General features: G+C 64.5%; 24 protein-coding genes. 13 read left to right on the plus strand and 11 right to left on the minus strand.

Annotated features, from left to right (window positions below; genetic code table 11):
- Nucleotides 1–3: 3 nt before the first annotated feature.
- A complete protein-coding gene (locus tag AC25Z0_RS07720) occupies nucleotides 4–1,326 on the minus strand; it encodes an MFS transporter (protein WP_488121356.1) in 1,323 nt (440 codons plus the stop codon).
- Between the two features lie 49 nt (nucleotides 1,327–1,375).
- Nucleotides 1,376–3,820 carry a glycoside hydrolase family 2 TIM barrel-domain containing protein gene (locus AC25Z0_RS07725; RefSeq protein WP_488121355.1) on the minus strand — a complete coding sequence of 815 codons (2,445 nt, stop codon included), beginning with the start codon at nucleotides 3,818–3,820 and terminating at the stop codon, nucleotides 1,376–1,378.
- 124 nt (nucleotides 3,821–3,944) lie between these two features.
- Here AC25Z0_RS07725 and AC25Z0_RS07730 point away from each other — a divergent pair, with 124 nt between their 5' ends.
- The gene (locus AC25Z0_RS07730; protein WP_488121354.1) at nucleotides 3,945–4,904 is read left to right on the plus strand and encodes a LacI family DNA-binding transcriptional regulator; all 960 of its coding nucleotides are present in this window, start codon (nucleotides 3,945–3,947) and stop codon (nucleotides 4,902–4,904) included.
- 45 nt (nucleotides 4,905–4,949) lie between these two features.
- On the opposite strand, the gene AC25Z0_RS07735 is transcribed toward AC25Z0_RS07730, so the two are convergent.
- From AC25Z0_RS07735 to AC25Z0_RS07750, 4 genes are all read right to left on the minus strand, one after another.
- The gene (locus AC25Z0_RS07735; RefSeq protein ID WP_488132793.1) at nucleotides 4,950–6,647 is read right to left on the minus strand and encodes an ABC1 kinase family protein; all 1,698 of its coding nucleotides are present in this window, start codon (nucleotides 6,645–6,647) and stop codon (nucleotides 4,950–4,952) included.
- Nucleotides 6,648–6,685: 38 nt separating this feature from the next.
- Nucleotides 6,686–7,231, minus strand: a complete 546-nt coding sequence (locus AC25Z0_RS07740; protein WP_488121352.1) for a PadR family transcriptional regulator — start codon at nucleotides 7,229–7,231, stop codon at nucleotides 6,686–6,688.
- Between the two features lie 94 nt (nucleotides 7,232–7,325).
- Nucleotides 7,326–8,186, minus strand: a complete 861-nt coding sequence (locus tag AC25Z0_RS07745; RefSeq protein ID WP_488133125.1) for a DUF7507 domain-containing protein — start codon at nucleotides 8,184–8,186, stop codon at nucleotides 7,326–7,328.
- Entirely contained in the window at nucleotides 8,110–8,868 is a 759-nt protein-coding gene (locus AC25Z0_RS07750) for a hypothetical protein (protein ID WP_488132794.1), read from the minus strand. The genes AC25Z0_RS07745 and AC25Z0_RS07750 overlap by 77 nt, the downstream gene beginning before the upstream one ends.
- 319 nt (nucleotides 8,869–9,187) lie before the next feature.
- Here AC25Z0_RS07750 and AC25Z0_RS07755 point away from each other — a divergent pair, with 319 nt between their 5' ends.
- The 4 genes from AC25Z0_RS07755 (at nucleotide 9,188) to AC25Z0_RS07770 (ending at nucleotide 11,825) form a co-directional block, all read left to right on the plus strand.
- Nucleotides 9,188–9,958, plus strand: coding sequence for a potassium channel family protein (locus AC25Z0_RS07755; protein ID WP_488132795.1), 771 nt, complete (start codon nucleotides 9,188–9,190; stop codon nucleotides 9,956–9,958).
- A gap of 68 nt (nucleotides 9,959–10,026) precedes the next feature.
- Nucleotides 10,027–10,587 (plus strand): dihydrofolate reductase family protein, encoded by a 561-nt coding sequence (locus AC25Z0_RS07760; RefSeq protein ID WP_488132796.1) that lies wholly within the window; start codon nucleotides 10,027–10,029, stop codon nucleotides 10,585–10,587.
- 137 nt (nucleotides 10,588–10,724) lie between these two features.
- On the plus strand, nucleotides 10,725–11,222 hold the full coding sequence (locus tag AC25Z0_RS07765) for an N-acetyltransferase family protein (RefSeq protein WP_488121348.1): 498 nt from the start codon (nucleotides 10,725–10,727) through the stop codon (nucleotides 11,220–11,222).
- 60 nt (nucleotides 11,223–11,282) lie between these two features.
- Nucleotides 11,283–11,825, plus strand: a complete 543-nt coding sequence (locus AC25Z0_RS07770; protein WP_488132797.1) for a dihydrofolate reductase family protein — start codon at nucleotides 11,283–11,285, stop codon at nucleotides 11,823–11,825.
- Nucleotides 11,826–11,910: 85 nt separating this feature from the next.
- Here AC25Z0_RS07770 and AC25Z0_RS07775 read toward each other — a convergent pair whose 3' ends face one another.
- A complete protein-coding gene (locus AC25Z0_RS07775; protein ID WP_488132798.1) occupies nucleotides 11,911–12,252 on the minus strand; it encodes a hypothetical protein in 342 nt (113 codons plus the stop codon).
- A gap of 199 nt (nucleotides 12,253–12,451) precedes the next feature.
- Between AC25Z0_RS07775 and AC25Z0_RS07780 the strand changes: the two genes are divergently transcribed.
- Nucleotides 12,452–13,867, plus strand: coding sequence for an MFS transporter (locus tag AC25Z0_RS07780; RefSeq protein WP_488132799.1), 1,416 nt, complete (start codon nucleotides 12,452–12,454; stop codon nucleotides 13,865–13,867).
- A gap of 82 nt (nucleotides 13,868–13,949) precedes the next feature.
- Here AC25Z0_RS07780 and AC25Z0_RS07785 read toward each other — a convergent pair whose 3' ends face one another.
- Entirely contained in the window at nucleotides 13,950–15,434 is a 1,485-nt protein-coding gene (locus AC25Z0_RS07785) for an HNH endonuclease signature motif containing protein (RefSeq protein ID WP_488132800.1), read from the minus strand.
- 468 nt (nucleotides 15,435–15,902) lie between these two features.
- Between AC25Z0_RS07785 and AC25Z0_RS07790 the strand changes: the two genes are divergently transcribed.
- Nucleotides 15,903–18,215: a glycoside hydrolase family 3 C-terminal domain-containing protein gene (locus AC25Z0_RS07790; RefSeq protein WP_488132801.1), complete on the plus strand. Its 2,313-nt coding sequence runs from the start codon at nucleotides 15,903–15,905 to the stop codon at nucleotides 18,213–18,215.
- A 19-nt stretch (nucleotides 18,216–18,234) separates the two neighbouring features.
- Here the strand turns inward: AC25Z0_RS07790 and AC25Z0_RS07795 are convergent, their stop codons facing one another.
- On the minus strand, nucleotides 18,235–19,083 hold the full coding sequence (locus AC25Z0_RS07795) for a class I SAM-dependent methyltransferase (protein WP_488132802.1): 849 nt from the start codon (nucleotides 19,081–19,083) through the stop codon (nucleotides 18,235–18,237).
- A gap of 235 nt (nucleotides 19,084–19,318) precedes the next feature.
- On the opposite strand from AC25Z0_RS07795, the gene AC25Z0_RS07800 reads away from it, so the two are divergent.
- Nucleotides 19,319–19,708 carry an SHOCT domain-containing protein gene (locus AC25Z0_RS07800; protein ID WP_488132803.1) on the plus strand — a complete coding sequence of 130 codons (390 nt, stop codon included), beginning with the start codon at nucleotides 19,319–19,321 and terminating at the stop codon, nucleotides 19,706–19,708.
- Between the two features lie 28 nt (nucleotides 19,709–19,736).
- On the opposite strand, the gene AC25Z0_RS07805 is transcribed toward AC25Z0_RS07800, so the two are convergent.
- Nucleotides 19,737–20,201 carry a hypothetical protein gene (locus AC25Z0_RS07805; RefSeq protein WP_488132804.1) on the minus strand — a complete coding sequence of 155 codons (465 nt, stop codon included), beginning with the start codon at nucleotides 20,199–20,201 and terminating at the stop codon, nucleotides 19,737–19,739.
- Nucleotides 20,202–20,298: 97 nt separating this feature from the next.
- On the opposite strand from AC25Z0_RS07805, the gene AC25Z0_RS07810 reads away from it, so the two are divergent.
- The gene (locus tag AC25Z0_RS07810; RefSeq protein ID WP_488132805.1) at nucleotides 20,299–21,171 is read left to right on the plus strand and encodes an SDR family oxidoreductase; all 873 of its coding nucleotides are present in this window, start codon (nucleotides 20,299–20,301) and stop codon (nucleotides 21,169–21,171) included.
- A gap of 4 nt (nucleotides 21,172–21,175) precedes the next feature.
- Here the strand turns inward: AC25Z0_RS07810 and AC25Z0_RS07815 are convergent, their stop codons facing one another.
- Nucleotides 21,176–21,541 carry a DUF2255 family protein gene (locus AC25Z0_RS07815; protein ID WP_488132806.1) on the minus strand — a complete coding sequence of 122 codons (366 nt, stop codon included), beginning with the start codon at nucleotides 21,539–21,541 and terminating at the stop codon, nucleotides 21,176–21,178.
- 199 nt (nucleotides 21,542–21,740) lie between these two features.
- Here AC25Z0_RS07815 and AC25Z0_RS07820 point away from each other — a divergent pair, with 199 nt between their 5' ends.
- The 4 genes from AC25Z0_RS07820 (at nucleotide 21,741) to AC25Z0_RS07835 (ending at nucleotide 24,595) form a co-directional block, all read left to right on the plus strand.
- A complete protein-coding gene (locus tag AC25Z0_RS07820; RefSeq protein ID WP_488132807.1) occupies nucleotides 21,741–22,262 on the plus strand; it encodes a DUF1269 domain-containing protein in 522 nt (173 codons plus the stop codon).
- Between the two features lie 430 nt (nucleotides 22,263–22,692).
- A complete protein-coding gene (locus tag AC25Z0_RS07825) occupies nucleotides 22,693–22,992 on the plus strand; it encodes a hypothetical protein (RefSeq protein WP_488132808.1) in 300 nt (99 codons plus the stop codon).
- A gap of 109 nt (nucleotides 22,993–23,101) precedes the next feature.
- Nucleotides 23,102–23,713 carry a TetR/AcrR family transcriptional regulator gene (locus AC25Z0_RS07830; RefSeq protein ID WP_488132809.1) on the plus strand — a complete coding sequence of 204 codons (612 nt, stop codon included), beginning with the start codon at nucleotides 23,102–23,104 and terminating at the stop codon, nucleotides 23,711–23,713.
- 96 nt (nucleotides 23,714–23,809) lie between these two features.
- Nucleotides 23,810–24,595, plus strand: a complete 786-nt coding sequence (locus AC25Z0_RS07835) for an SDR family NAD(P)-dependent oxidoreductase (RefSeq protein ID WP_488132810.1) — start codon at nucleotides 23,810–23,812, stop codon at nucleotides 24,593–24,595.
- The last annotated feature ends 27 nt before the right edge of the window (nucleotides 24,596–24,622 follow it).

A 24,622-nucleotide genomic window follows, 5' to 3' on the forward strand; every position in this document is an offset into this window, starting at 1 on the left:
TCCCTACTTGGAGCCGCGGACGAAGACCATCACCAGAGTGCCACCGACGAGGGTGCACGCTGCTGCCACCAGGAGCACCAGTGCGTAGTTCTTGTCGCTGCCTGCCACCCCGATCAGGAGAAGTGGAACCGCAATGATGGGGGCCACCGCCTGCGCAATCGAGGTCGCATATTGGTTGATGCCAATGAACCGACCTGCTTCAACATCCCGATCGGGAAGCACGTCCAGCACGATTGCCTGGTCGACTGCCGAGAAGACTCCCAGCCCCAGGCTCGTGACAAGCGAACCAGTGATCAGCACCACGGTGACCGATCCACCGGTCGCCATAATGATGGCGCCCACGGTGAAGGCGATCCCGGCAAGAAGAACGAAGATGCGGCGGCGCTTGAGCTTGTCGGATAGAAAACCCCCGAGGACCGCGCCGCCAGCTGTCGCAACTACGCCCAGCAGCGCAAGAATCGTGATGAGACCACCGATGTCTGCCACCTGTCCGCCTGCCGACAAGCGCGAGGCGAAGAACAGCGTCGTGAAGGTCGTGGCAAACGTCACACCGAAGTTGAAGAGGAGTCGGCCGAGCCAATTCCAGGCAAAGTCCGGGTGCTTCCGCGGGTTGAAAACCATGTTGCCGAGGATCTTGCGGAAGCCGAGTTTCTGCTCAATAACTCGGTCGAGGCTGCTCGGCTCCTTTACCAAGAGCACGAACAGGAGGAAGAGAATCAGGCCGAGTGCTCCGGGCACCAGAAACACGAGAAAGTTATTGCCGATGAAGGCGCTGGCGAGTCCGACGCCCAGCACGGATGCGATCATCTGAGCGACACCACTGAGTCCGGCGACCTTACCGCGCTGCTCTTCTGGCAACCGGTCGGCCTGCGAAAGCAGCAGGACGTTCAGTGCTGTATTCCAGCCGATCGCTGTGATGATCCAGCCGACGAGCAGGAGCGGGATAGTGGGCGCACCCGCGATAAAGGCCAGGCCCAGCACTCCGATGATCGCGCCGAAGAATGCAAAAGGACGTCGACGGCCGAATCGACTCCGAGTGCGGTCGCTCCACATCCCCGTCAAGGGGCCGAGGACAGCCGTCACCGCCGCCGCGATTCCGATGACGTATCCGAGGACCTCTACATTGTCTGGCGCGAGCTCCTGCACCCGGAGCGAAAGGGAGAGGCCGATGGGGGCAACCAGCGCCGCGAATCCACCGACGGTCGCCAGGATGAGCAACCAGATGTAGCCGGCGCTCACCGGAGTGCGCACCACGTCTGAACGGCTCAGGGCATCGTCGGTGATCAGGCCCGCCACGTTGGTGGCGGGTGTTTCATTGTTTGTCATGTCGTGACTCCTTTGTCAGTGATGCAGGTGTGTGCTGGTGTGTGCTGCCTCAGCGGGCGCTGAGGGTGGTGATTGCGGGCGGGCATCCGTCGGCGACTGCCGTCACCGTGATGTCACCTGCTCCGGTCGGGCGCACAATGGCGAGCACCCGACCGTTGAATGTGGTGTGCGATGCGGCGGTGAAGCTCTCGGTGGTGACCGGGTTTCCACTGCCGAACGCAGCCAGCGTGGCTGGCCCTTCGACCGTGATGGTGACGAGCCGATCGACATCGCTTCGCACCACATCCGCTCCGTCGGTGAGGCAGAGCTCGATGAAGCCGAGGTCGGTGCCATCGAGGCGAAGCTGGGTGCGCGCGACAGACGCCTGCAGTGCAACGGATGCCGCGGCGCTCTGAATACGGATGCGTCCCGTCTCGGCATCCGCTACATAGCCGACGGCCGTCAGCTCGCCCGGCGCATAGACCGTGTCGAATGCCACTCGGAAACCCTCGATGGCCTTGCGACCCAGCGAGACGCCGCCCTGCAGCAGCTCGACTTCGTCGGCGTCGCTGTAGACGTCGACCGTGACCGGGTGGCCCTCGAAGCCGGTCCAACTCCAGCTCGGCGTCGCGTCGCCCCAGGCCCACGGCGTGGAGACGGCGATCTGCCGACCGTGGTTGGCCGGCGGGTTCACCGCAATGTACGGGTCCGAACGTAGGCCGAAGACGATCTCCCGAAAGTAGGAGACGGGACGGCGATGACCGATGATGTCGATGTCGCCACACCACGCGGTGAGCTCAGGGAATCCCCCGGAGAACGATGAAGCTCCGTCGGTCGCCTGATCGACGTAGCGGGTGGCCCCGATGCCGGTCTCGCCGAGGTAGTCCCAGCCGGTCCAGGTGAAGTCACCGATGACGTGTCCGTTGGCCTCGACCAGCGCCCAGTTGCCCACGATCGACGTCGGCCAGGTCTCTGTGCCCACGATGATGCGCTCTGGGAAGAGGTCGCGGTCGAGCTCGTAGCGCGCGTCCGCGTAGTTCATTCCGGCGACGTCGAGCACGGCGTACGATTCCTCGGTGCGCTCGCTGGCCGCCTGCGAGGTCTGGATGTGGCTCATCATCTGGCCGAAGCCGGCCATCATCGTGTTGACCCCACCCTCGGGGGCAGCGGCCGCGGTATCCCGCCTCGCCTGCATCTGCGGGATGATCGTGTCGAGCATCGAGACGAACCCGTTGATGCCGTTCGTGACGTAGCGAGTCGGGTCAAGGGAACGCACCTTCTCGGCAAGCTTGCGGCCCCAGGTCGAGCCGATCGGGCTGCCCGTCTCCGGGATCTCGTTGCCGATCGAGTAGAAGATCACGCTCGGGTGGTTGATGTCGCGGGCGACCATCGCCTCAACGTCGCGTTCCCACCACTCTGGAAAATCGAAGGCGTAGTCGAAGTCGCTCTTGCTCGACGTCCACATGTCGAAGGTCTCGTCCATCACGAGCATCCCGAGCCTGTCGCAGGCGTCAAGCAGCGCCGCGCTCATCGGGTTGTGCGCGCTGCGGATCGCATTGAAGCCCGCCTCTTTGAGAATGGCGACTCTGCGCTCCTCTGCCGCACGCATCGAGACAGCGCCCAGCGGACCGTTGTCGGAGTGGATGCACGCTCCCCGCAGTTTGACGACCTCACCGTTGATACGGAGGCCCTTCTGCGGATCCAATTGCAGTGAGCGGATGCCGAACGCGACCGACTGCTCGTCGACCACCGCGTCGCCGGCCCGGAGTTCCAGGTCTACCGAGTACAGGTACGGGGTCTCGACGCTCCAGAGGACGGGGCCTTCGACGTAGCTGCGCAAGCGAACGGTGCCGCGGGTGTGCGGGAGGAGTGTGATGGGCGAGGTCGCGCTGGCCACTGCTGTGGCATCCGCTCCGCGCACCGTCGCGGCGAGCACGAGCGTTGAGGTCTCGGCACTTGAGTTCTCGACCTCGACGGCGACCTCGACGACGGCGCGGTCCGTCTCAATGTCGGGGGTTGTCACCATCACGCCGTCAGTCGCGATGTGTATGGGGTTCTTCACGATGAGGTGCACGTCACGGTAGATGCCGGCACCGGCATACCAACGGCTGTCGAGGTGCGTGCGGCACTCAACGCGGATCTCGTTGTCGGCACCGAACTGCAGATAGGGGTCGATCTGAACGAAGAAGCGTGAGTATCCGAATGCACGCTGCCCGGCCAGGTTGCCGTTCACGAAGATGGCCGCATCGCGGTAGACGCCATCGAACTCAAGCAGCACCTGCCTGCCGCGCAGCTCCTCGCCTGCATGGAATGTCTTCTTGTACTCGAATGCTCCGCCCACGAAGTACCCGCTGGTCTCGCCTCTGGCGACATCCGCTCGACGTTCGGTCCCGATCAGGGCATCGTGCGGCAGAACCACATCGCGCCAGGCCGACGCGGTCGAGCCAGCCAGTTCCATGAAAGCGGTCACCTTGGGCCGGAAGCTCCAGCCGGTGTTGAAGATATCGCGGGTCATTCGGTCGAGCTCCTGTACGTCATTGTGAGGATTCCGCGAGCTGGTATCGCGCGTTACTTGGGTAGGTAACCACATTTAGTAACGCGCGTCAACTGTTCGTCAACGATCGCTATATGCTGGACCAATGATCGCGACCAGCGAAGATGTGGCCAGGCTTGCCGGCGTCTCGCGCGCCACCGTGAGCCAGATTCTCAATGGCCGCGGCGAGCGCTTCGCCAGCGAGACCAGGGAACGCGTCACGCAGGCCGCCGCCCAGCTCGAGTACCAGCCGTCGGCCGCAGCCCGGACGCTGGCCAAGGGCTCAAGCGACATCGTGATCGCGGTGATCCCGAACACCACATTCGGCGGCAATCTGCAGGACATCTTCCAGGCCGCCACCGAAGAACTCGCGTCGCGCGGGCTCACTCTGCTGTTGCACCTGTCAACGGATACGACCGCGCCCCTGGATCGCGTGATCACCGGCATGAAGCCCAGGGCAGTGATCTCACTCACCCCTTTCTCCCCCGCGGAACGTGACCTGCTCATCAGCCGCGGCGTGAAAGCGTTTGACCCTACATCGTCTGGCCAACGTGACGACCCCAACGTTCAGATCGGCGCCCTGCAGGCGCATCACCTCATCGACCGCGGATACACCCGTTTGGCTTTTGCCCACCTGCAGGATGCCAGGCAAGACCCCTTCGGCGAGAGCAGGGAAGAGGGCGTGCGGCGTGCCTCTGCGGATAGCGGCCTCCCGGAGCCCACGATCATTCGTCTCGGCATAGACCTGAACGACGCCCTCGATGCGGTTGACCACCTGGCCCTGCCCGGCATCGGGGTCGTCTGCTACAACGACGACGTTGCCACCACTCTGCTGTCTGCGGCGACCACTCGCGGCTGGACGGTCCCCGGTGATCTGGGCATCATCGGCATGGACAACACTCCCCTCTCAGCCGTGACGATCCCACCGCTCTCGACCGTTGGCTACGACTTGAAGGCCGCGGCCTACAACCTCATAACTGCGGCCTTGATCGGCATCGGGGAATCCGTGCCTGGCCGACAGCATGCCGACGCGCATTTCGCGCTCGTGCAGCGGAAGACCACCTAGCCCTAACTGCCAATACACCGTCGCCGTGATCAGCCGTCACCGTGCTCAGCCGTCGCGGCGCCCCGCGAACAGCACAACCAGCAGTGGAAGGATCGACCCGAACATCAGCACCGTGCCGAGCACCACATCGTCGGCACGAAGCACAGCACCACTGACGAGCAGTGCGCCGAACAGCACGGCCGCCACCAAGCGTCGCGCGATGCGCTCCAGTCGTGCGACGCGGCGCTCAAGGCGTGGGTTCGTTACCGCAACGGAGCCGTCCTCGATCCGGGTGACGAGCGCGTCGAGCCGTTTCGGCAGGCGCCACGCAACGCCGGCTATCTCAAGCGCCTGCTGTGCGACATCCGTCACCACGTTCCCCCGCTCGTCGCGCAGGAGCTGCGCCGCGTACGGCTCGATGGAGTCCCACAGATTGAACTGGGGATCGAGGGCGCTGCAGACCCCTGAGGTCAGCGACATCGCCCGGATGATGAGCAGGAAATTCTCGGGCAGCTGGAACGGGAGCGAGCGAACCACCTCGCCGAACTGCTCGGCGAAGTCGCGGAACTCGCGCGGATCAACGTCGCGCAGCTCGGCGAAGCCCATGCCGCCAAACCGGGCGAAGAGCTGAACCATCGCTCGTTCGAGCTCTGTCGTCTCGGCGGAAGGCAGCAACACGCCGACGTCACGGATGGCATCCACCAGACCTTTGCCGTCGCGCGAGGCAGCCGCAATGAGCAGTTTTCGGAGGCCCGTGCGTGTGCCGGTGGACACTTCGCCCATCATGCCGAAGTCGATGAACGTCAGCTTCCACGGCCGCCCGCCGGACTCGCCGGCGGCCGGGGTGACAGGGCCCACCGGGGTGACGAATATATTGCCGGGATGTGGGTCGGCGTGGAAGAAGCCGTTGGTGAACAGCTGGTCGAACATCACGGATGCGAAAACCGGAGCCACTTCGGTCGGGTCGATACCCGCTGCGCGCAGGGCCGCGCCATCCGTGATCTTGATCGCCGTCACGTCTTCGAGGGTGAGCACGCGTCGAGTCGTGCGCTCCCAGACGACGGCGGGCACCGCCACCCGGTCGTCACCGGCGAAGTCTGCCGCGAAGCGCTCGGAGTTTATCGCCTCGTGCAGGTAGTCGATCTCCTCCAGGCTCGTCAGCGCGAACTCCTCAACGAGGGCTGGCATATCGACACGGTCGGATACCAGCCGCACATGGCTGAGCCATCCGCCCACTTTGCGCAATGCCGCCAGGTCGACGTCCACGATCTCGTCGATACCTGGTCGCTGCACCTTGATCACCACTCCGTCCAAGCCAGTCTCAGCGGCATCAACGGGGCCAAGCTGTGCGCGGTGGGCCTGACCGAGGGATGCCGCAGCAACCGGTTCCTCGTCGACCGCGGTGAACGCGCGCTCGAACGGCACGCCCAACTCCACCTCGGCGAGCGCGCGGATGGCCGGGAACGGCACCGGCGGCACCTCGTCCTGCAGCCCCTCGAGCTCGCTCGTGATCACGGGCGGCAGGATGTCGAGCCGCGACGACAGGAACTGGCCGACCTTGATCATCAGCCCGCCGAGGTCGACCGCGAGCAGGTGGAAGCGCTGGGCGAAGCGCAGCATCCGTTTGTCTCTGGTGCGCTCCGCGATCTTCGCGAGTCCGATGCGCGGAAGGAACAGCTCGTACCACCACGTCTGCGCCAGATTCCATCCGGCGAACCGCAGGATGCGGCGGTAGCGGGCGCGGGTGTCTCCAGCGCCGGGCATCGATTCCCCGGGGCCTCGACGACCCGACACCACCCGCGTCACTCCTGAGCGAGGATTGAGTAGAGCCGACGACGCGCTTCGTCGAGCACCGTCACAGCCTCTCGAATCTGTTGCGGAGATCCGGTTCGATTCACCTGCGCCGCCGCCTGGGCGAGCTCAATACCCGCTTTCGGCAGCGCGGTGAACTCGGGGGCGCCATCCGCTCCCGCGGTCTCCCACGGCGCCGACGCGCCGGTCGCAGAGGCCTCTTCGCGGCCTGCCTCGGTCAGTGCGTACGTCTTGCGACCGTTCGACTCCTCCGCTTTGATGAGCCCCTCGTCAGCCAGGAGCTGCAGTGTCGGATAGACCGAACCGGCGCTGGGCTTCCAGCTGCCGCCGCTCCGCTCCTCGATCTCGCGAATGATCTGGTAGCCATGCATCGGCTGCTCGGCGAGCAGCGCCAGCACCGCCGCGCGCACATCACCGCGGCCCATGCGGGAGCCCGCGCGCTTCTCGAATGTTGAGCGCAGCTGCTCCATCATCTGCCACACGCCCTCCCGAGGATTGCCGGCTCCAAACGCGCCGGTCGGGAACGAATTACCCATGATGACCTCCTCCGTGAACCGCGAACGATACTTAACGATATGTCGCGATGTGACGGTGCGATAGGGGCACTCCGCACATTCTCGCGCGTCGCTGCTAGTCGGGCTTGCGGGCGCTCCGTGGCCGTCTCGCGGCAAGAACGAACCCGAACCCCGCGAGCACGAAGAGGCTTCCCACGCGCAACGCGCCGCTGCTGTCAGCACCCGTGGCGGGCAGCCTGCCTGACCCGGTCGACCCCGCCGGCGCTGCGGGTCCTGCTGACGAAGTCGGGGCGGGTGCCGCCGTCGGGGTTGCCGGCGGAGTCGGAGTCGGGGTCGTTGCTGCCACCATGATCGTGGCATCCGCTGGCGGCGATTCGACGGAGCCACCGTTGCCGGAAGCGACGGCGATGTTCGTCACCGTTCCCGCTGTCGCGTCGCTGTCGGTCACCACGTAGTTGCCGCGGCAGACAGTGCTGTTTCCGGGCGTTCCAGAGGCTGGGAGCGTATCGCTGTCGCAGGTGATGCCGGTGAGATGGTCGTCTCGTACGTCAATGCCGGTAATGGCGGTAGAGCCGGTGTTGGTGACCACATATTCGTAAGCCACGCTCTCGCCGACGTTGTAGGTGACTGTGGAGTCGACGTTCTTCTGCAACGCCAGAGTGATGGTGCCTCCCAGCGGCACATCAACCGACGATGGCGGCGAGGCGATGACTCCCGCTGGCCCCGTGCCTTCCGCGATTGCCGTGTTCGGGACGTACCCGCGTACGACGTCGGCTGCGGTGACCACATAGTCGCCAACGCACGTGATCGTCTGCCCAATGATCAGATCGGGAGACGGGCATGCGATCACGGGAACCAAGGGGTCGGTGACAGCGACATCCATCAGTGCAGACCCACCGCTATTGGTGACGACAAACTGGTACGGGATGGTCTGCCCCGCAAGGATCGGCTCCGGAGGCAGAGCGGATGCGTCCACCTGCTTGATGAGATCCAGCTGCGGCAGCGGGTCGAGAGCCTGGACGCGGACAGTGCGGATGAGGTGCACGTCGGTGAACCCCCCAGTGGATGCCGCGGTAGCCGCCGTTCACACCAGGGATCAAGGTGTTCGCCGGGTTGTTGTCGGGGAGCTTCTGCGCGTACCCAAGGCTGCCACCGAATGCGCCAGGCGCGTCCAGGGTTGTTGCTCCGTCAACAAGGAAGAAAGATATGCCGTCAGCCGGGGCGGGAGTCTGGGTGCCGCCGTACTGCCACTGCTCGAAGCTGATCTCCATCCCGCTGGTCGCTGGCAATGGTTGCGCGTAGAGGACGGCTCCAGACTGATCGGTGGACGCGTCGGTAAGTTGCAGGAAGCCGTCGGGTGCTCCCCCGGCCGGTGGGACGGGACCGACCGGCGTGTTGAAGCATCCGGTGAGTGCGTGGGCGCCCACAGGGAGGGACGCCACAGCTGGTGCGCCGGTCAGACAGGCGCTGCCGTATCCTTCGAAGTCGGCAATCACGGTTGAGCCGGTGAAGTCCTCATCGACGAGTATCGGACCGGTAGCCTGGGCATTGGCGATGGACGCGCCGCCGAGAGCGATTGCGGCGAACAGCAGCAGCGTCCCGGCCACGACGCTCGCGCGCCACACCCCAGCACCCCGACCCTCATGACTTCGCGTCATGCGCACATGGTATGCGCATGCATGAGTAACGGACACCCTGCGGGCTACATTGCCGCGCCAGCACGACAGAGCCCGAGACACGACTCGTCGATCACGATGTCGAATGCGTCGGCACAGACGTGTTGCCAACACAGGTCAGCAGGATAAAGCTGACGATGGCGTTGAAGAAGGCCAGCACGGCTCTGCGCTGAGTTGTCTGCGCTGAGGTGCCTGCGCTGAGTTGTCTGCGCTGAGGTGCCGGCCGATGCCGGGCATGATCCAGACTGACGATTTCGCGGCGAGCGGCCGAGAGCGCAGATCACCGTTTGGAGGTGATGTTGTGGCACCCAACGCTGAGGATGCGTCGCGACGGCAACAGTGGGAGAACAAGACCCAGACTCCCTTGCTGATCAGTTCGGCGTTCTTCCTGTTCGGCTATTCCCTGCTCATCCTCGCGCCCCAGCTGGGTATGGTGTGGCGCGTAATCGTGACCATTGCGCTCGGCGTCGTGTGGGCGGCGTACATCATTGACTTCGTCGTACGGATGTGGCTCACCCCGCACGGCCACCGGTTCGAGTTCATGCGGAAACACTCTGTGGACACTGTTTCGGTGGTGATTCCGTGGGTGCGGCCGTTCCAGCTGCTGCAATATCTGCCGCGCATCCGCTGGTTCAGTAATGCGAGCGGCGACTCGATCCGCTCACGGGTGGTCGTCACGGCCTTGGCCTACACGGCGCTGTTCGTCTACGTAATCTCGCTCGGTGTGCTCGCGGCCGAGCGCGGTGCCCCCGACGCGACAATCCGCACATTCGGGGAGGCAATCTGGTGGGCATTCGTCACCGTGGCAACCGTCGGTTACGGTGACTTTGCTCCCGTCACCGTGGTCGGCAGGATGCTGGCGGTCGTGTTGATGGCCGGCGGTGTTGCAATCATCGGCACGGCCAGCGCCACCATCGTGTCGTTGCTGAACGAGCGCATCAAGCACGCGCACGAGCAACACGCGTACGAGACCGAACAGCTCGCCGCTGATCCCCCCGACACTGACCAACCGATCACTGGAGAGTCGAATCGCCCAGCGCATCCACCGGTTGAGCCCGATCGGGAGGCGTGATGGCCGAGTCAGCGTCCGTGCAGCTGGGGACATTGTCACGATCCTGATCGACGCTGTAGCGTGACGCCATGCTGATCTACTCGATGCACGTCTCTGTGGACGGCTTCATCACCGACCGCGAGGGCGCATTCAGCTGGACAGAACCGAGCGAGGAGCAGTTTCGGTTCCACCTCGAGCAGACCCGCGAACTCGGCAGTTATCTGTGCGGCCGCCGGCTGTACGAGGCCATGCTGGTGTGGGAAACGGATCCGTCGCTGCGCGACACAGAACTCCACGCCGCTTTCGCCGACGCATGGTGCGCTCTCCCGAAGGTTGTCTTCAGCCGCACGCTCGACAGCGTCCAGGGCAACGCTCGGCTCGCCACGGCGCCTCTGGCCGAGGAAGTTGCTGCGGCGCTCAATGCGACCGACAAGGACGTCTCGGTTGGCGGCGCAAACCTGGCCGCGCAAGCGATCGAGCTCGGGCTCATCGACGATCTGCGCATGTTCCGCCACCCGATCGTCGTTGGCGGCGGCATGCCCTTCCTGCCGCCGGTCACCACAGATCTTCGACTCGACCTGGTCGAGACCAGAACGTTCGGGCCCGTGATCTTCGAACGCTACGAACGCGCCCGCGACGAGTCGGACTGATACCGCCGCCCGCGCCTGAATGAGGCCAACGTCCACGTCATATCCGCTGCCATGAGCCGCAGCCAGCAGCTCTCGAGGCAGGCAGGCAGCTCGCGACAGTGCCGCCCACGTTCCCTGCGTTCCCTAAACTTGGTGGCATGAGTGTCGAGTTTTCCGTCCGTCCTGCGCAGCCAGCAGATGCCAAGGCGATGGCCGAAGTTCATGTCCAGTCGTGGCGAGAGACCTACCGTGACAATCTGATGACGGATGCCGTTCTGGACGACCCGGTGATTCAACCGAATCGCAGCCGATTCTGGACCGGTGCGCTGACAGACGAGCGGTGGGCGGCGAATCGAATCGCCGTGGCCGAGCACAACGGATCGCTGATCGGAATCGCGATGTCTGGCCCCGTCGATCACGAGCCCTGGTCGAAGCAGCTACACGTGTTATACGTGCTCAACGAGCACCATGGCAGCGGTGCTGGCAGGGAATTGTTGGATGCCGTCATCCACGAAGACGAGGACGCGGCACTGTGGGTCGGTGATCCGAATCCTCGGGCGCAGGCCTTCTATCGAAAGAACGGCTTCTCCCCCGACGGAACGGTGAAAGTTGACGACGGTGTGCGCGAGATCCGCATGACCCGCCTCACGGAGTAGAGCAACCTCTCCGCGCAGTCTGTCCCTTGTCTTTGCACGTTCCCCGGGCACGATGGGGCCATGAGCGCCAGAAAAGTCGTCGTGTGCGAGCTGCTGTCCCTCGATGGCGTCGCCGAGGCCCCCAATGTCTTCTTCACCGAATGGGACGACGAAGCGGATGCCGCCGGCGCCGCTTGGATTGCCACGCAAGATGCCGTCATCCTCGGCCGGCACAGCTATGACGAATGGGTGGGGTTCTGGCCTGGCAGCGAGATCGAGCCGTTCGCGACGTTCATCAACGCGGTCCCGAAGTACGTGGCGACATCCGCTCCCCTCCACCCAGAGTGGGCCAATGCGACGCCGATCGACGGTGAGCTGGTCGGCTTCGTGCGCGACCTGAAGAGCCAGCCCGGCGGCGATATCGGCGTGCACGGCAGTATCTCGGTCGCGCAGACGCTGCTGGCAGCCGGCCTGGTCGACGAACTCAGGCTCGTGATCGCGCCGACGATCGCCGGCGTCGGACGGAAACTGCTTGACGGGCTGCCGCCGATTCGTCTCGCGCCGATCCGAAGCGTGATCTCACCGTCTGGCTACCTGATTCTGGACTACCACGTCATCGAGTAGGCGTCGCTCGCGACGAAGCCCCATCGCGGGAGGTGAGTGTGGACGCAGTCGAGAGGTGGTTGCTTCCGGGCGAAGCCGGGAATGCTCAGGCGTCCGGACTGCCCTGCTCGGGCAGCTGCTGCTGGCCCGCAGTGTGGCGTCGGCCGAGCGCCCAACCGGCGCCGAATGAGAGCGATGCCACCCCGACAGCGAGCAACACGATCCCGATCTGACGCTGGGGCGTCAACAGCTCGCCCGACGGAACGAAGGTCGTGTCGCTGAGCTGCGAGTAGGCGAACCAGCCGAAGCTCGCTTGTCCGCTGGGCAGGAGAAGAAGCACAAGCCCGATGACAGCCGCCACGGCGCCGAGAACGACCATGAATATGCGCACCCAACGCGAGCGGCCTGCACTGGCACCGCCACCCTGCTCGTCTTGTATCTCCCCCATGCGGCCATGCTATCTGACCCGTTGGTTCGACACTCGGCGCCCTGCACCGATACGCCGTGCCAGGGTTCGCCGTGTCTCCATACGCGGTGTCTCCATACAATGATGTCAGCGGTCTCTGGTTGCCTGGGGCTATCGATGCGGGCGGCGGACGTTCGAGCTCGCGACGGCAATTCCGAGCGCACCAACGGAGGACGATCACATGGCCACGTCGAACGACGCACCAGCCGCATCCCCGCCTCACGCTGAACCGCCAGCCGGTGGTGCGCGCACCTTTGCGCAGGTGCTTGTGAACACGGCGGTCGCCAACGTCACGACGAGTTTCCTCTGGTTCGCACTCACTTTCTGGGTCTACCTGGAGACGCGCTCGGTGCTCGCTACCGGCATCATCGGTGGCGCGTACATGCTGCTCGTCGCCGTGTTCTCGATGGCGTTCGGCACGATCGTGGACCGACATCGCAAGCACCTCGTGATGGTGTTCGCCGGCGTGGTCACCCTGATCGCGTTCAGTATCGGCGGTGGGGTGTATTTGCTGTTTCCGGAGTCCACGCTGCTCAACATCGGGGCGCCATTGTTCTGGCTGTTCAGCGGAATCATCCTCTTCGGGGCGGTCATCGAGAACATGCGCAACATCGCGCTGTCGACGGTCGTCACGCTGCTGATCCCCACCGAGCGGCACGCGAACGCGAACGGCCTCGTTGGCACGGTGCAGGGGCTTGCCTTCATGGTGACGAGCGTTTTCAGCGGACTCGCGATCGGGTTGCTGGGCATGGGGTGGACGCTCCTCATCGCCATCGCCCTTTCGGCGGCCGCCCTCGTGCACCTGTTGTTCCTGCGCATCCCAGAGGAACAGCCGCAGCAACATGGTGAGCGGAGGCCGCTGATCGACCTGCGCGGCAGCATCATGGCGGTGAGGGCGGCGACCGGGCTGTTCGCACTCATCATTTTCTCGACGTTCAACAACTTCATCGGCGGCGTCTACATGGCGCTCATGGACCCATACGGCCTCGAACTGTTCCCCGTCGAAGTGTGGGGAATCGTGCTTGGTGTCACGTCGACCGGATTCATCATCGGCGGCCTGCTGATCGCGAAGTTCGGGCTCGGACGCAACCCAATCCGCACGATGCTGCTGCTCGTCATCCTCATGGGCGTACTCGGAGCGCTGTTTACGATCCGCGAGTGGTGGTGGCTGTACGCCGCGGGCATCTGGCTCTACATGACGCTTATCCCTGCCGTCGAGGCGGCAGAGCAGACTGTCATCCAGAAGGTGGTGCCGTTCCGCGAGCAGGGGCGGGTGTTCGGGTTCGCTGCAGCGTTTGAGTCGGCGGCGGCGCCGATCACCGCGTTCCTCGTCGCGCCGATCGCCGAGTTCATCATCATCCCGTTCATGAATTCGGATGCCGGACAATCCAGCCTCGGCTGGCTCCTGGGAGACGGCGAGGCGCGGGGCATCGCGCTCGTGTTCCTCATTGCGGGGATCGTGATGGTTCTCGCGGCTATCGCTGCGTTCTTCACGAAGTCGTACCGCCGTATCTCGGCGCAGTACCTCGATCAGGGCGAGTCAGTGCCGGTTGAGAGCGCTCCGGATTCGACAGCGGAGGCACAGCTCCGGCATTGAAGGACCGGTGAGCCAATCCCAGCCCTCGGGGAGCACCAGTTCAAGTCAGCCGGTATTGCTTGGCCGCTCCGGTTCAGCCGCTTCAGCCGGTTCGCGGATGATCGCGTTGATCGCGTTGATCGCGTTGATCGCGTCTATCGGCGAGTTGGTCTGCCATCCGGGTCGGTGACTTCGTCGCCACATGCCAGCGTTGGTGGCCGTCCATCCAGATCGGGGCTTTCACCTGCGGGACGCCGTCGACCATCCGGATCTGCCACCCCGACCGGTGAATCGTGCGGTGATGGAACCAACACAGGGTCACGCCGTTACCCACCTCGGTGGGCCCACCGAGCGCAGCGGGGATCACGTGGTGGATTTCCGCCCACGCGGCCGGGCTCTGGCAACCGGGGATGACGCAGCCGCCGTCGCGGAGGGTGATCGCCCGGCGCTGCTGGCCGGAGAAGCACCGGTCGGTGACTCCCAGTTCGATGATCTTGCCCTTCGCATTGATCGTCACCGGTTGCACTCCCCCGGCACACGCCATCTGCTCCACGGTCAGCATTGAAACCGGTACCACCTGTCCGTCGATGTGGCCGGCACCCGTGCCTGCGAGGAGGTCTTCCTGCCGCACACTGACCAGCACGGTCGGGGCGGCCCCGCCGATCGAGGGTGCTTCGGCGCTCCGAGCGGCGGTGTCGACAATCATCGTGACGAGGTCGTGGCGTAGTTGGTCTTTCGTGCGATCGTCGCGCTCCAGGATCTCCTGGTCGATCTGCTGCTCCCGCTCCTCCGCGGTCAGAAACTTGACCTGCGCGGTTCTGGGCGACATGTAGGCGTCCATCAGGCGTTGGAACTTCGCGGCCGTCTCCGGCATCAACGCACCCGACACGGGGATGAGACCATCACGCTCGGTGCCGAGCCGGAAGCCACGGTTCAACATCGCCCGCTTCTCATCGGGCTCCAGACCATCCGGGTCAATGAACGCCCTCCACACCTGCGCCTGCAACAAGGTCGCATCCGCAGCCACCGGGATCGTGGCCTCGTCGCCCGGCCCGATCGGCTGCCCCGTCGCCGCAGCGACCAGAGCTTCCTCGGCAAGCTGAATTTGGTCGACAGGGATCCGGCCGCGCAGCGGTCCCAACACGGTGATGATCGCCTCAGCGCTGTCCCGACCGAGCAGCCCACTGGCCAACCCCACCGCCACGGCGGGGAACTTCGCCGGGAACGCCGCCCCGTCCAACCCGTACTGGGTACGCACCTGCCCACCCAGTCGGACTCTCTTGGCGATGGTCTTCGCTGACACGCCTGTGAGCCGCTCCAACAGTTCGGTGCCGCTGCGGCATCCGCGCTTGGACGACAGCCGCTCCGAGACCTCCAACGTCTTCCGCGACCGCTCCTCAATCTCGGCAGCCAACGACACCCGGTACGCGTCGATGAGTCGCCCGGCCTGCTCGGCCTGGATGGCACGTTCGACTAGGTCATCATCACTGTCGACGCGCACCGTGGCGCAGGGCTTGGCCTCCGAAAACTCCGCCGTGAAATCCTGCAGCATGTCCTTGACTGTGCGGGATTCCTCAACTGTGAGCATGCCTCAATACTACCAGCGTTAGAACTGAAAGGCGAGCTTTTCTCAGCCGTATCTAGAGATTAATCGTAAGTATGTTCGGGTGATGCTCTGAGGTGGCGACGCCGCGACCCGCCCCGAGACCCGAGCGAGATAAGCGTTCTGCCACCGCGCCGAATTCTGGGCGCGCGTTTTCCCGCTGGGCGCGCGGTTAATCGCGCGCCAGGCGCGTTTTCGCGCGCCCAGCTGAAATCGCGAGGTCCGCCCGCCCACTTGACACTCGCCAGCGATCTCACTCCCCGACCACGCCCGCTCTTCGGCCGCCCTCGATCCTCGGCCACGTCCGCTCCTCGACCAGCGGAGGGGCGAACGGCGCGGCATCCGCTCATGAAAAGGCTGGACGACGCCAACCAGCCCTCGTAGGCTCCCACCACCGGCCGGAACGGGAATCATCCGGCGACGTCAGGTAGCCATCACCGTCGAAGGAGCATCATGACGAGCACAGGTCCCGCCACCACTGGCAGCACCAGCGAAAGCACCAGCACCAGCACCAGCGAAAGCACCAGCACCAGCACCAGCACCGCTAGCCCAGACACCCGCGGCACTCTCGCAACCCTGACCCTCGAGCAGAAGGCCGGCCTCACCAGCGGCGCCACCTTCTGGACTACCAAGGAAGCACCAGGAGTGCCGTCCATCATGCTGACCGATGGTCCGCATGGCGTAAGAAAGCAGCGCGGCGGCTCAGACCACCTGGGCATCGCCGACAGCGTGCCCGCGACCTGTTTCCCGCCCGCCGTCTCACTCGGCTCCAGCTTCGACCCCGCGCTGCTGGAACGCGTCGGCACGGCGCTCGGCGAAGAGGCACGAGCCGAAGGCGTTGGCGTCTTGCTCGGCCCCGGCATCAACATCAAGCGCTCCCCCCTCTGCGGCCGCAATTTCGAGTATCTCTCCGAAGACCCGCTGGTGTCCGGGGTACTGGGCGCAGCCCTCGTGCGTGGACTCCAATCACAGGGCGTTGGCGCCTCACTCAAGCACTTCGCCGCGAACAACCAGGAGACCGACCGCATGCGCGTCTCAGCTGACATCGATCCGCGGCCGCTGCGCGAGATCTACCTGCGCGGCTTCCAGCGCGTCGTCGAAGACGCCCAGCCCTGGACCGTCATGTGCTCGTACAACCGAATCAACGGAGTTCATACCTCGCAAGACCCGTGGCTGCTGAACACCGTGTTGCGCGAGGAGTGGGGCTTCACCGGCCTCGTCGTCTCAGACTGGGGCGCCGTCGTCGACCGCACCGCCGCGATTGCGGCTGGGCTTGACCTCCAGATGCCGTCCACCGATGGTCGCACAGACGCCGAGCTCGTCGCCGCCGTGCGCGCAGGTGACCTCGACGAGAGCGTCATCGACACCGCGGCCGGCCGCGTCATCCAGCTGATCCAGAAGGTCCAAGCGAAAGCGGATGCCGCAGCAACCTACGACGAAGCCGCCCACCACGCGCTGGCCAGGGAGGCCGCCGCTGCGAGCGTCGTCCTCCTGAAGAACGACGGCGTGCTGCCCCTCTCCCCTGATGCCTCCGTCGCGATCATCGGCGAACTCGCCCGGACACCTCGCTACCAGGGGGCTGGCAGCTCGCTCATCAACCCGACCCGCCTTGAGAATGCGCTCGACGAGATCCGCACCCTCACTGGCCGAGAGGTTCCGTTCGCGGCCGGATACGCCAGCGACGGGACTGCAACGACTGAACTGACTGCTGATGCTGTTGCCGCGGCATCCGCTGCCGACACGGTGCTGCTCTTCCTCGGCGTGCCGGCCGCGCAGGAGTCCGAAGGGTTCGATCGCGACGATATCGAGTTGCCCCCTGCCCAACTCGACCTGCTTGAGGCCGTACTCGCGGCCAACCCGCGCACGGTCGTCGTGCTCTCGAACGGTGGCGTTGTGCGCCTGTCAGCGTTCGCCGCACGGGTGCCGGCCATCGTCGAAGGCTGGCTGCTCGGGCAAGCGGGCGGCGGCGCAATCGCAGACGTGCTCTTCAGTGTCGTCAATCCGTCTGGGCGACTCGCCGAGACCATTCCCCTGCGGCTCGAAGACACCCCCGCTTTCCTCAATTTCCCCGGCGAGCATGGCCAGGTGCGCTACGGAGAAGGCATCTTCGTCGGCTACCGCTGGTACGACGCGCGCAGCCTCGAGGTCTCGTATCCATTCGGTCACGGTCTCTCGTACACGACCTTCGAATACTCGAATGCCACGGCAATAGCGGATGCCGCTGGCATCACCGTGCGCGTCACTGTCACCAATACGGGCGCGCGCGACGGGGCGGAGATCGTGCAGGTGTACACGGCCCTGCCCACGTCAGCCGTGATGCGCGCGCCTCGTGAGCTCACAGCGTTCGCGAAGATCGCACTCGCTGCCGGTGAGAGCCGTGAGGCAGAGCTCACCATTCGCCGCGAGGACCTCGGCTACTGGCATGCTTCGCTGTCGCGCTGGGTGGTTGAGGGCGGCGGCTACGAGGTGTCGGTCGGCAGCTCCAGCCGCGACATCCGCGCACGCATCTCCGTCGGTGTCGAGGGCGATACGGTGCGGATGCCGCTCACCGCTGAATCATCGATTGCCGAAGTCATGGCCCACCCCATTGCCGGGCCGCTGGTTATGCAGTCGCTCGGCGGGCCGGCATCCGCTGGACTCCTGGCCGACCCGACCATCGCCAAGATGTTGGAGTCCGCTCCGATCGGCCGCATGATGGCCTTCCCCGGCAGCGGCGTCGACCCCGACCAGCTCGCACAGCTCCTGGCGGCAGCGAACGCACGCTAAGTCCAGCTGGCGCGATGGCTCACGCCAGCTTGACCGCCTGGAGCGTGTAACTCAGGGGTACGCGTTCCGGGTGGTCGATGAGAGACCATTCCCCAGAGGCATCCAGCGCCATGCGACCGGGCAGCGCTTCCCACGGAACGCTGGTGTGCTCGACCAGCGCGGTGAGCTGGAGGCCGGCATCGAACAATGCAGTGATGATCTCACCGAGGCCGTGATTCCACTCATGGGTGACCGAGGCCTGAATGGGCGTGTCGGTCTCGACATACGTCGATGAGTCGTCCCAGACGATCGGGTCAACCTGCTCGAAGTATGGGTAGCCGACCACGAGGGCGCCGGGCTGATCCTCGTCGATGGCCCACAGCATCGGGTGCCCTTCACGAATGAAAAGTCGCCCGCCGGGAACCAGGAGCGATGCCACGGTTTTGGCCCAGCGTGCGATGTCGGGCAACCAGCAGAGTGCCCCGATGCCGGTGTAGACCAGATCGAACCGCTCGCCACCGAGCGCCTCCACCGCGGAGTACACGTCGGCTTCGACAAACGTCACATCGGTACCGGCTCGCTGTGCGAGCTCTGTCGCACCGGCGATGGAGACAGATGAGAGATCAACCCCGGTGACCGTTGCGCCCAAGCGTGCCAACGAGATGGAGTCAGTGCCGATGTGGCACTGCAAATGCACGGCGCGAAGGCCAGACAGGTCGCCCAGGCGCGCCCGATCGAATGTCACAACGTGAGACAACCAATTCTGGTCGTCCACAAATCGCTGAATCCCATAGTCGTCCGAGGCGAGGTGCAGCGGAGCCCGCTCATCCCAATTGGCCTTGTTCAGCTCCAGATAGGAATCGCTGTACGGGTGCGGAGAGTCGGTCATGGGGCGTCCTTTGCGGGCGGGTATCTAAGCGGATGCCCGAATGCCGAGCCTTGCAGGCTATCGGATCACGTATGTCGGCGCAAAGGCCAGCCCGCCCGCCCGCTCCCTGGCGAAACCAGGCACTTCACCCGATTCGGGTGGTGGCCCCTCTCCGAGCAGGTCGGAGACTGGGTCTCGCGAGCGCATCGCATGGGTGCTTGCGTGCCGGGATCCACGCACGAACGAGGAGCGAGCCATGAACTTCTGGAATTCGTTTTGGGACATCATCTGGTGGTTCGTCTGGGCATTCGTTTTCATCGCCTACCTGTTCGCGCTGTTCACCATCGTCGTCGACTTGTTCCGCGACACGAAGCTGAACGGATGGTGGAAGGCGCTATGGCTGATCTGCCTCCTGTTCGTTCCGTTCCTGACCGCTCTGATCTACCTGATCGTTCGCGGCGGAGGCATGGCCGAACGCAGTCAGCGGGAGGCCGCCCAGGTGCAGGACGCCACGCAGAACTACATCCGTTCCGTGGGCAGCTCCAGCCCGGCGGACGAGATCGCCAAAGCCAAGGCGCTCCTCGATTCCGGCACGATCACGCAGTCAGAGTACGAGGCGCTGAAGACTAAGGCCCTCGCGCACTGAGTCAGGCGTGCGCGGCGTCACCTTGTGGTCATGACGATGCCGCCGGCATCCGCTCTGCTCGGTGCGCGATGAAGAAGGGCACCAGGCCGTACAAGGCTGCGCCGATCGCCGCGAAGCCCAGGAGCGCGTTTGCCCGTGACGGGTCGGCGGGGGGCGGGCTCACGGCCACCCACATCTGAAAGACGCACACTGCCGTGGCGAACCCGGCAACGGCGCCGCTCCAAAACAGCGGAATCCGCCGGTTGCTGCCCGCTTCGTTCGGGGAGAGCGGAACGACGCTGGCCGCGCCGATTCCAACGCCGATCAGCACGATGAGTATGGGCACGAGTATCGCCCACATCGGAAAGGTCGGCGCAACGGCGCCGTCGATATCGTTTCGCAGCATCACCTCGGCCGGCAGCTCGTCGCGCCAGCGCAGCCACGCCACCAGACCGACCACCAGCGGCAGCCAGACCGTGCCGGCTGCGATCACGTCCCGAGTTCGCACCATCACGGTGTCACCGTAGCAGTGCGCCCTCCCCCGACATCCGCTCTGGCACCCCGGTTGCGTCGTCTCGGAGCATGCTTGTCCCAGACCGAAGGGCGTTCCAATGGCACAGGTTCGAAGCGAACAGATGGCGGGCAAGACCATGCTTGTCACGGGTGCCACCGGAGGAATTGGCCGGGCAACGGCACTGGGATTATCCGCGATGGGTGCAGACGTCGCGATCGTCGGCCGCGACACTGAACGCACCACGGCCGCCGCCAGCGACATCCGCTCGGCCTTTGGCGGACAGGTCATCCCCTTCGTTGCTGACCTGTCCAACCAGGCCGAGGTACGGCGCCTGTCCGACGAGGTGCTCCAGTCTCTTTCCCGCATCGATGTCCTCATCAACAACGTCGGCGGGTACTGGCATACCCGGCATCTCACCGCCGACGGTATCGAGCACACCCTGGCCCTCAACCACCTCGCACCCTTCCTGCTCACGAACCTGCTTCTCGAACGACTCACGCAGAGTGGGCCTGCCCGCGTGGTCACGGTCGCCTCCAATGCGCACGCCATGGGGAGGATCGACTTCGACGACCTGCAGGGAGAGCAGGCATATTCCGGATCTCACGCATACAACCAGTCGAAGCTGGCCAACGTCATGTTCGCCTACGAGCTTGCCCGGCGAGTGCCGGCCAGCGCTGTCACGTCGAATGCGTTGCATCCCGGCGTCGTCAGCACGGCGTTCGGGGCGGAAGATCCCGCCGGCGTCCAGCGGATGCTCGTTCCCCTCATCCGGCCATTCATGAAGAGTCCAGCGGATGGCGCAGCCACGTCGATCCACCTGGCCAGCGATCCGTCCCTCACCGGCGTGACTGGCCGGTACTTTGCGAACCGAAAGCCCAAGGAATCCTCGGCGAACAGCTACGACCAGCAGGTCGCAGCCAGGCTCTGGGCGGCGAGCGCCGCACTCGTCGGCCTGCCTGGAGGTCGATAAACGGTCACCGAGGCTCAACGCGAAGAGTGGTGCTCTTGGCCACGTCACTCGTGATGGCTCGTACCGGGCTTCCGCCGCCGTACTTGGCGCGATAAGCGGCATCGACCTCGTCGTCGTTGTCGGCGTTCCGCACAAATCTGACGTCCTTGGTCACGCCCCCAGCTTCGATACGGCCTTCGCCGCGAATCTGGGACCCGCGATACCAGGCAGCAGTGGGACCGTTCACGGAGCGGATGTAGATTTCATCACCCACTCGCACCACCCAGATGATGACGCTATTTCGCAACGAGCCGTCATTTCGCATACCGGCCACTCGCAACTCGTCGGCACGACCGATGCGGTCGAGTTCGTCCTCTGTCCAGGCGGCCATTGTTCGTTCCCTTCGTCGCGCCTCTTGACCCGACTATAGGCACGGTTACCCCATCGGAATAGCCGTGTGAGGGGATGCGCCCGGTCCCCGCTACGACGTACCAATGTTTGACGCAAGGGGGTGACGCAATGGCCGCATCGTGATTCGATGAAAAAGCCTCACTCTGAGTTCGAGGTCCACTATGAATTGGAGACAACAAATGGCTGACAACGACGGAATGTTCCTCTATATCGGCACGTATCCGAGTGAAAGCGCCGCCCGTGCTGACTACGACATCGTCAAGGAGCTGCATTCTTCAGGTACCGTCGGCACCTACGACGCGGCAGTGATCACCAAGGACGCTGACGGCAAGGTGCACGTCAACAAGGACGAGATGGCAACCAGGCACGGCGGATGGGGCGGAGCCGTCGCCGGCGCAGTAGTCGGTCTCCTCTTCCCGCCAGTCATCATCGGGACCGCGGTCGTCGGTGGCGCAATCGGTGCAGCGAGCGGCCACCTCTGGCGTGGCGTGTCCCGCTCCGAAGTCAAGGAGCTCGGCGATCTCATTGATGCCGGCCAAGCGGCGCTGCTCGTCGCCGGCGCCAGCAACGTTGAAGAAGCGATCAACAAGGCAGAGCTGAAGGCTGAGAAGCACGTTGCCAAGCAATTGAACAACGTGAAGAAGTCTGAAATCGATGCCGCGGTCAAGGCAGCCGCAAGCGAAGTGGGCGCAGGAAGCTAACTCCGCTCCGCAGGACAACCGGCCCGGCTTCAGAGAAATCTGAGCCGGGCCTTTCCAATTTGCAGAAAGTTGTTGCGCGCAATGCGCAGCTCCCCCTAGGGTGATGCTTACGCCATTGACGAAAGGAGCCCAGCGTGATTACCCACATGAATGCATTCGCATCCCGTACCACCGCCGGCTTCGTCGGCGTCTTCACCGCCTGATCGACCAGTAGATAGCCCACCGGTCCAGACGGTGGTGACGCTCTCGAAGCTCGACCAGGCAGCATCCGCACAATTGTGCATTCGCCTGCCTCAGGTCACTCACCCCGCATGTGGCGCGCGCACTCGCGCGCAGCCACGTTTCGCCGCCTAAAGCGGCCACCCATTATTCGGCGACCCCGCACGCCTATGAGCGCGCCCAGGTTGCGAACGCGAAGGAACCAACCACCATGAATACTCAAATGGCGCCCACAACCGGGCACCAGGACCACCCGCCCGAACCGGTTACCGCCACGGAGGTGCACTCTCCCGTGCGCCGCGTGGGTGTGCTGGATCGTGCCGCGATGCATCTCGGTATCGCGCTCATCCGGTGGGGTCGCCGCCCCACCAGGGCCACACGGCGCGAACGCGCTACCGGCGGCCGCACTGCGTCCACGCGGACGACCTTCAATGCAGAGGAGCTAGAGGCCCGCAGGTCCAGGGACCAGTTCGACCAGTACCTGGTTATGAAAATGACGCAGTTCCGATGAACCGGAGCTGAGCATCAGCACGTGCACGGGTCGTCGCCGAGACTTTCCTCGGCGACGACCCGTTCGTACGCGAAAGCAACAGTATCAACGGCCGAGCTACCCTTCACATATGGAGAAAACTCCGCGGGGGCGCCCTCGCAGCGAACTGAATCGCGTCGCAATCTTGAATGCCGCGCGCGACCTACTCGTCGAGATCGGCTGGGATGCGCTGAGCATTGAGCAGATCGCCGTTCGCGCTGGGGTGTCAAAGCAGACGGTGTACCGATGGTGGCGAACCAAAGGCGACATCGTGGCAGAGGGCATTGTCGAGGGAAACATTTCCTTCGTCATGGCGTCAGTGGCTAATGCGTCCGACATCGGCACAGACCTGAAATCCACCCTGAGCGCACTGTCGACGTCGCTGACCGCCCCGGGCGTCGATCCCCTTCGCAGGGCACTCACTGCAGCGGCCGCGTCGAACGAAGATGTCGCCATCCGGCAACGCGATCTCCTGGTCACTCCGCTTCGTGACCAGCTAGAGGAACGCCTCGCGCGGGCCGTGGCGGCCGGCGAGTTGAGACCGGACGTCGATCTGGACACCATGGTCGACACGTTGCTTGGCGCGATCTTTCACCGAATCACCAACATTCACGGGCCAGGCAGCGATATCTCCGAGAATCTCGTCGATCTCATTTTGCACGGCGCTGCGACACGCAATACGGCGCAGGCACCCCGCAAGTGACCGCGGGTGACCGCCTGTCGAACCGACCGTAAGTTGTCGGCGTCTCGTCGACCTCGATAGTCTGACTAATTACAGGACAAGTTGTCCAGTAAATCAATGACGATGACTGAGGTCGGATATATGAAGAGACTTGACGGCAAAACGATCCTGATTGCGGGCTCCGGCGGCATTGGCGCCGGCCTGGCTGAGCGATATGCGGCGGAGGGCGCGAACGTCGTGCTCGGCGATATCGACACCGACGGGGTCGCATCCGTGGCCGCCGCCATCAGCGCGGCGGGTGGCTCCATCGTCGCAACCCGACTTGACGGCGCCGACGAAGCGTCTGTGGGCGACGCCGTCGCACTGACGGTATCCACGTTCGGCGGCCTCGACGGCATCCACGTGAACTTTGCAAAAGTGGGGGGCAACCCCACACACGGACTTCTCGACATGACGATGGATGAAATCGACGAGAGCCTCAGGGTCAATCTACGCGGCTATGTCCTCTGCACGCGCGCTGCGCTTCCACCCATGATCGAACGCGGTGGCGGATCCATCGTCTACACCAGCTCAGGATCCGCTTACGTGGCAGAGCCCGTCCGCGTTGCGTACGCCATGGCGAAGTCTGGCGGACACGCGCTCATGCGCCACGTGGCATCGCGCTACGGAGTCGACGGAATCCGAGCAAATGCCATTGCTCCCGGCGTGATTGTTCACGACCGTTTCCCCGCCGAGGTCCGTGCGGCGATGGAAGGACCGACCATCGAGTCGACCTTCGTCAAGTCCAGGGTCGGGCGCCCAGACGATATTGCCGCAGCCGGAGCGTACCTGCTGTCAGATGACGCCGGCTATGTCACTGGCCAGGTCATTTCTGTCGACGGCGGGCGAACCGTCCGCGCTTAGGTCTAGCCGCGATCACCACTCGGAACG

The sequence above is a fragment of the Leifsonia sp. Y862 genome, from assembly GCF_057669585.1.

Excerpts from the sequence above, each read along its gene's own strand:
- AC25Z0_RS07790 (WP_488132801.1), top strand. The coding sequence starts at position 15,903 with ATGACGAGCACAGGTCCCGCCACCACTGGCAGCACCAGCGAAAGCACC.
- AC25Z0_RS07770 (WP_488132797.1), top strand. The coding sequence starts at position 11,283 with ATGAGCGCCAGAAAAGTCGTCGTGTGCGAGCTGCTGTCCCTCGATGGC.
- AC25Z0_RS07725 (WP_488121355.1), bottom strand. The coding sequence starts at position 3,820 with ATGACCCGCGATATCTTCAACACCGGCTGGAGCTTCCGGCCCAAGGTG.
- AC25Z0_RS07765 (WP_488121348.1), top strand. The coding sequence starts at position 10,725 with ATGAGTGTCGAGTTTTCCGTCCGTCCTGCGCAGCCAGCAGATGCCAAG.
- AC25Z0_RS07820 (WP_488132807.1), top strand. The coding sequence starts at position 21,741 with ATGGCTGACAACGACGGAATGTTCCTCTATATCGGCACGTATCCGAGT.
- AC25Z0_RS07760 (WP_488132796.1), top strand. The coding sequence starts at position 10,027 with ATGCTGATCTACTCGATGCACGTCTCTGTGGACGGCTTCATCACCGAC.
- AC25Z0_RS07800 (WP_488132803.1), top strand. The coding sequence starts at position 19,319 with ATGAACTTCTGGAATTCGTTTTGGGACATCATCTGGTGGTTCGTCTGG.
- AC25Z0_RS07795 (WP_488132802.1), bottom strand. The coding sequence starts at position 19,083 with ATGACCGACTCTCCGCACCCGTACAGCGATTCCTATCTGGAGCTGAAC.
- AC25Z0_RS07835 (WP_488132810.1), top strand. The coding sequence starts at position 23,810 with ATGACGATGACTGAGGTCGGATATATGAAGAGACTTGACGGCAAAACG.
- AC25Z0_RS07775 (WP_488132798.1), bottom strand. The coding sequence starts at position 12,252 with ATGGGGGAGATACAAGACGAGCAGGGTGGCGGTGCCAGTGCAGGCCGC.
- AC25Z0_RS07830 (WP_488132809.1), top strand. The coding sequence starts at position 23,102 with ATGGAGAAAACTCCGCGGGGGCGCCCTCGCAGCGAACTGAATCGCGTC.
- AC25Z0_RS07785 (WP_488132800.1), bottom strand. The coding sequence starts at position 15,434 with ATGCTCACAGTTGAGGAATCCCGCACAGTCAAGGACATGCTGCAGGAT.
- AC25Z0_RS07735 (WP_488132793.1), bottom strand. The coding sequence starts at position 6,647 with ATGCCCGGCGCTGGAGACACCCGCGCCCGCTACCGCCGCATCCTGCGG.
- AC25Z0_RS07810 (WP_488132805.1), top strand. The coding sequence starts at position 20,299 with ATGGCACAGGTTCGAAGCGAACAGATGGCGGGCAAGACCATGCTTGTC.
- AC25Z0_RS07825 (WP_488132808.1), top strand. The coding sequence starts at position 22,693 with ATGAATACTCAAATGGCGCCCACAACCGGGCACCAGGACCACCCGCCC.
- AC25Z0_RS07815 (WP_488132806.1), bottom strand. The coding sequence starts at position 21,541 with ATGGCCGCCTGGACAGAGGACGAACTCGACCGCATCGGTCGTGCCGAC.
- AC25Z0_RS07740 (WP_488121352.1), bottom strand. The coding sequence starts at position 7,231 with ATGGGTAATTCGTTCCCGACCGGCGCGTTTGGAGCCGGCAATCCTCGG.
- AC25Z0_RS07750 (WP_488132794.1), bottom strand. The coding sequence starts at position 8,868 with ATGACGCGAAGTCATGAGGGTCGGGGTGCTGGGGTGTGGCGCGCGAGC.
- AC25Z0_RS07720 (WP_488121356.1), bottom strand. The coding sequence starts at position 1,326 with ATGACAAACAATGAAACACCCGCCACCAACGTGGCGGGCCTGATCACC.
- AC25Z0_RS07780 (WP_488132799.1), top strand. The coding sequence starts at position 12,452 with ATGGCCACGTCGAACGACGCACCAGCCGCATCCCCGCCTCACGCTGAA.
- AC25Z0_RS07730 (WP_488121354.1), top strand. The coding sequence starts at position 3,945 with ATGATCGCGACCAGCGAAGATGTGGCCAGGCTTGCCGGCGTCTCGCGC.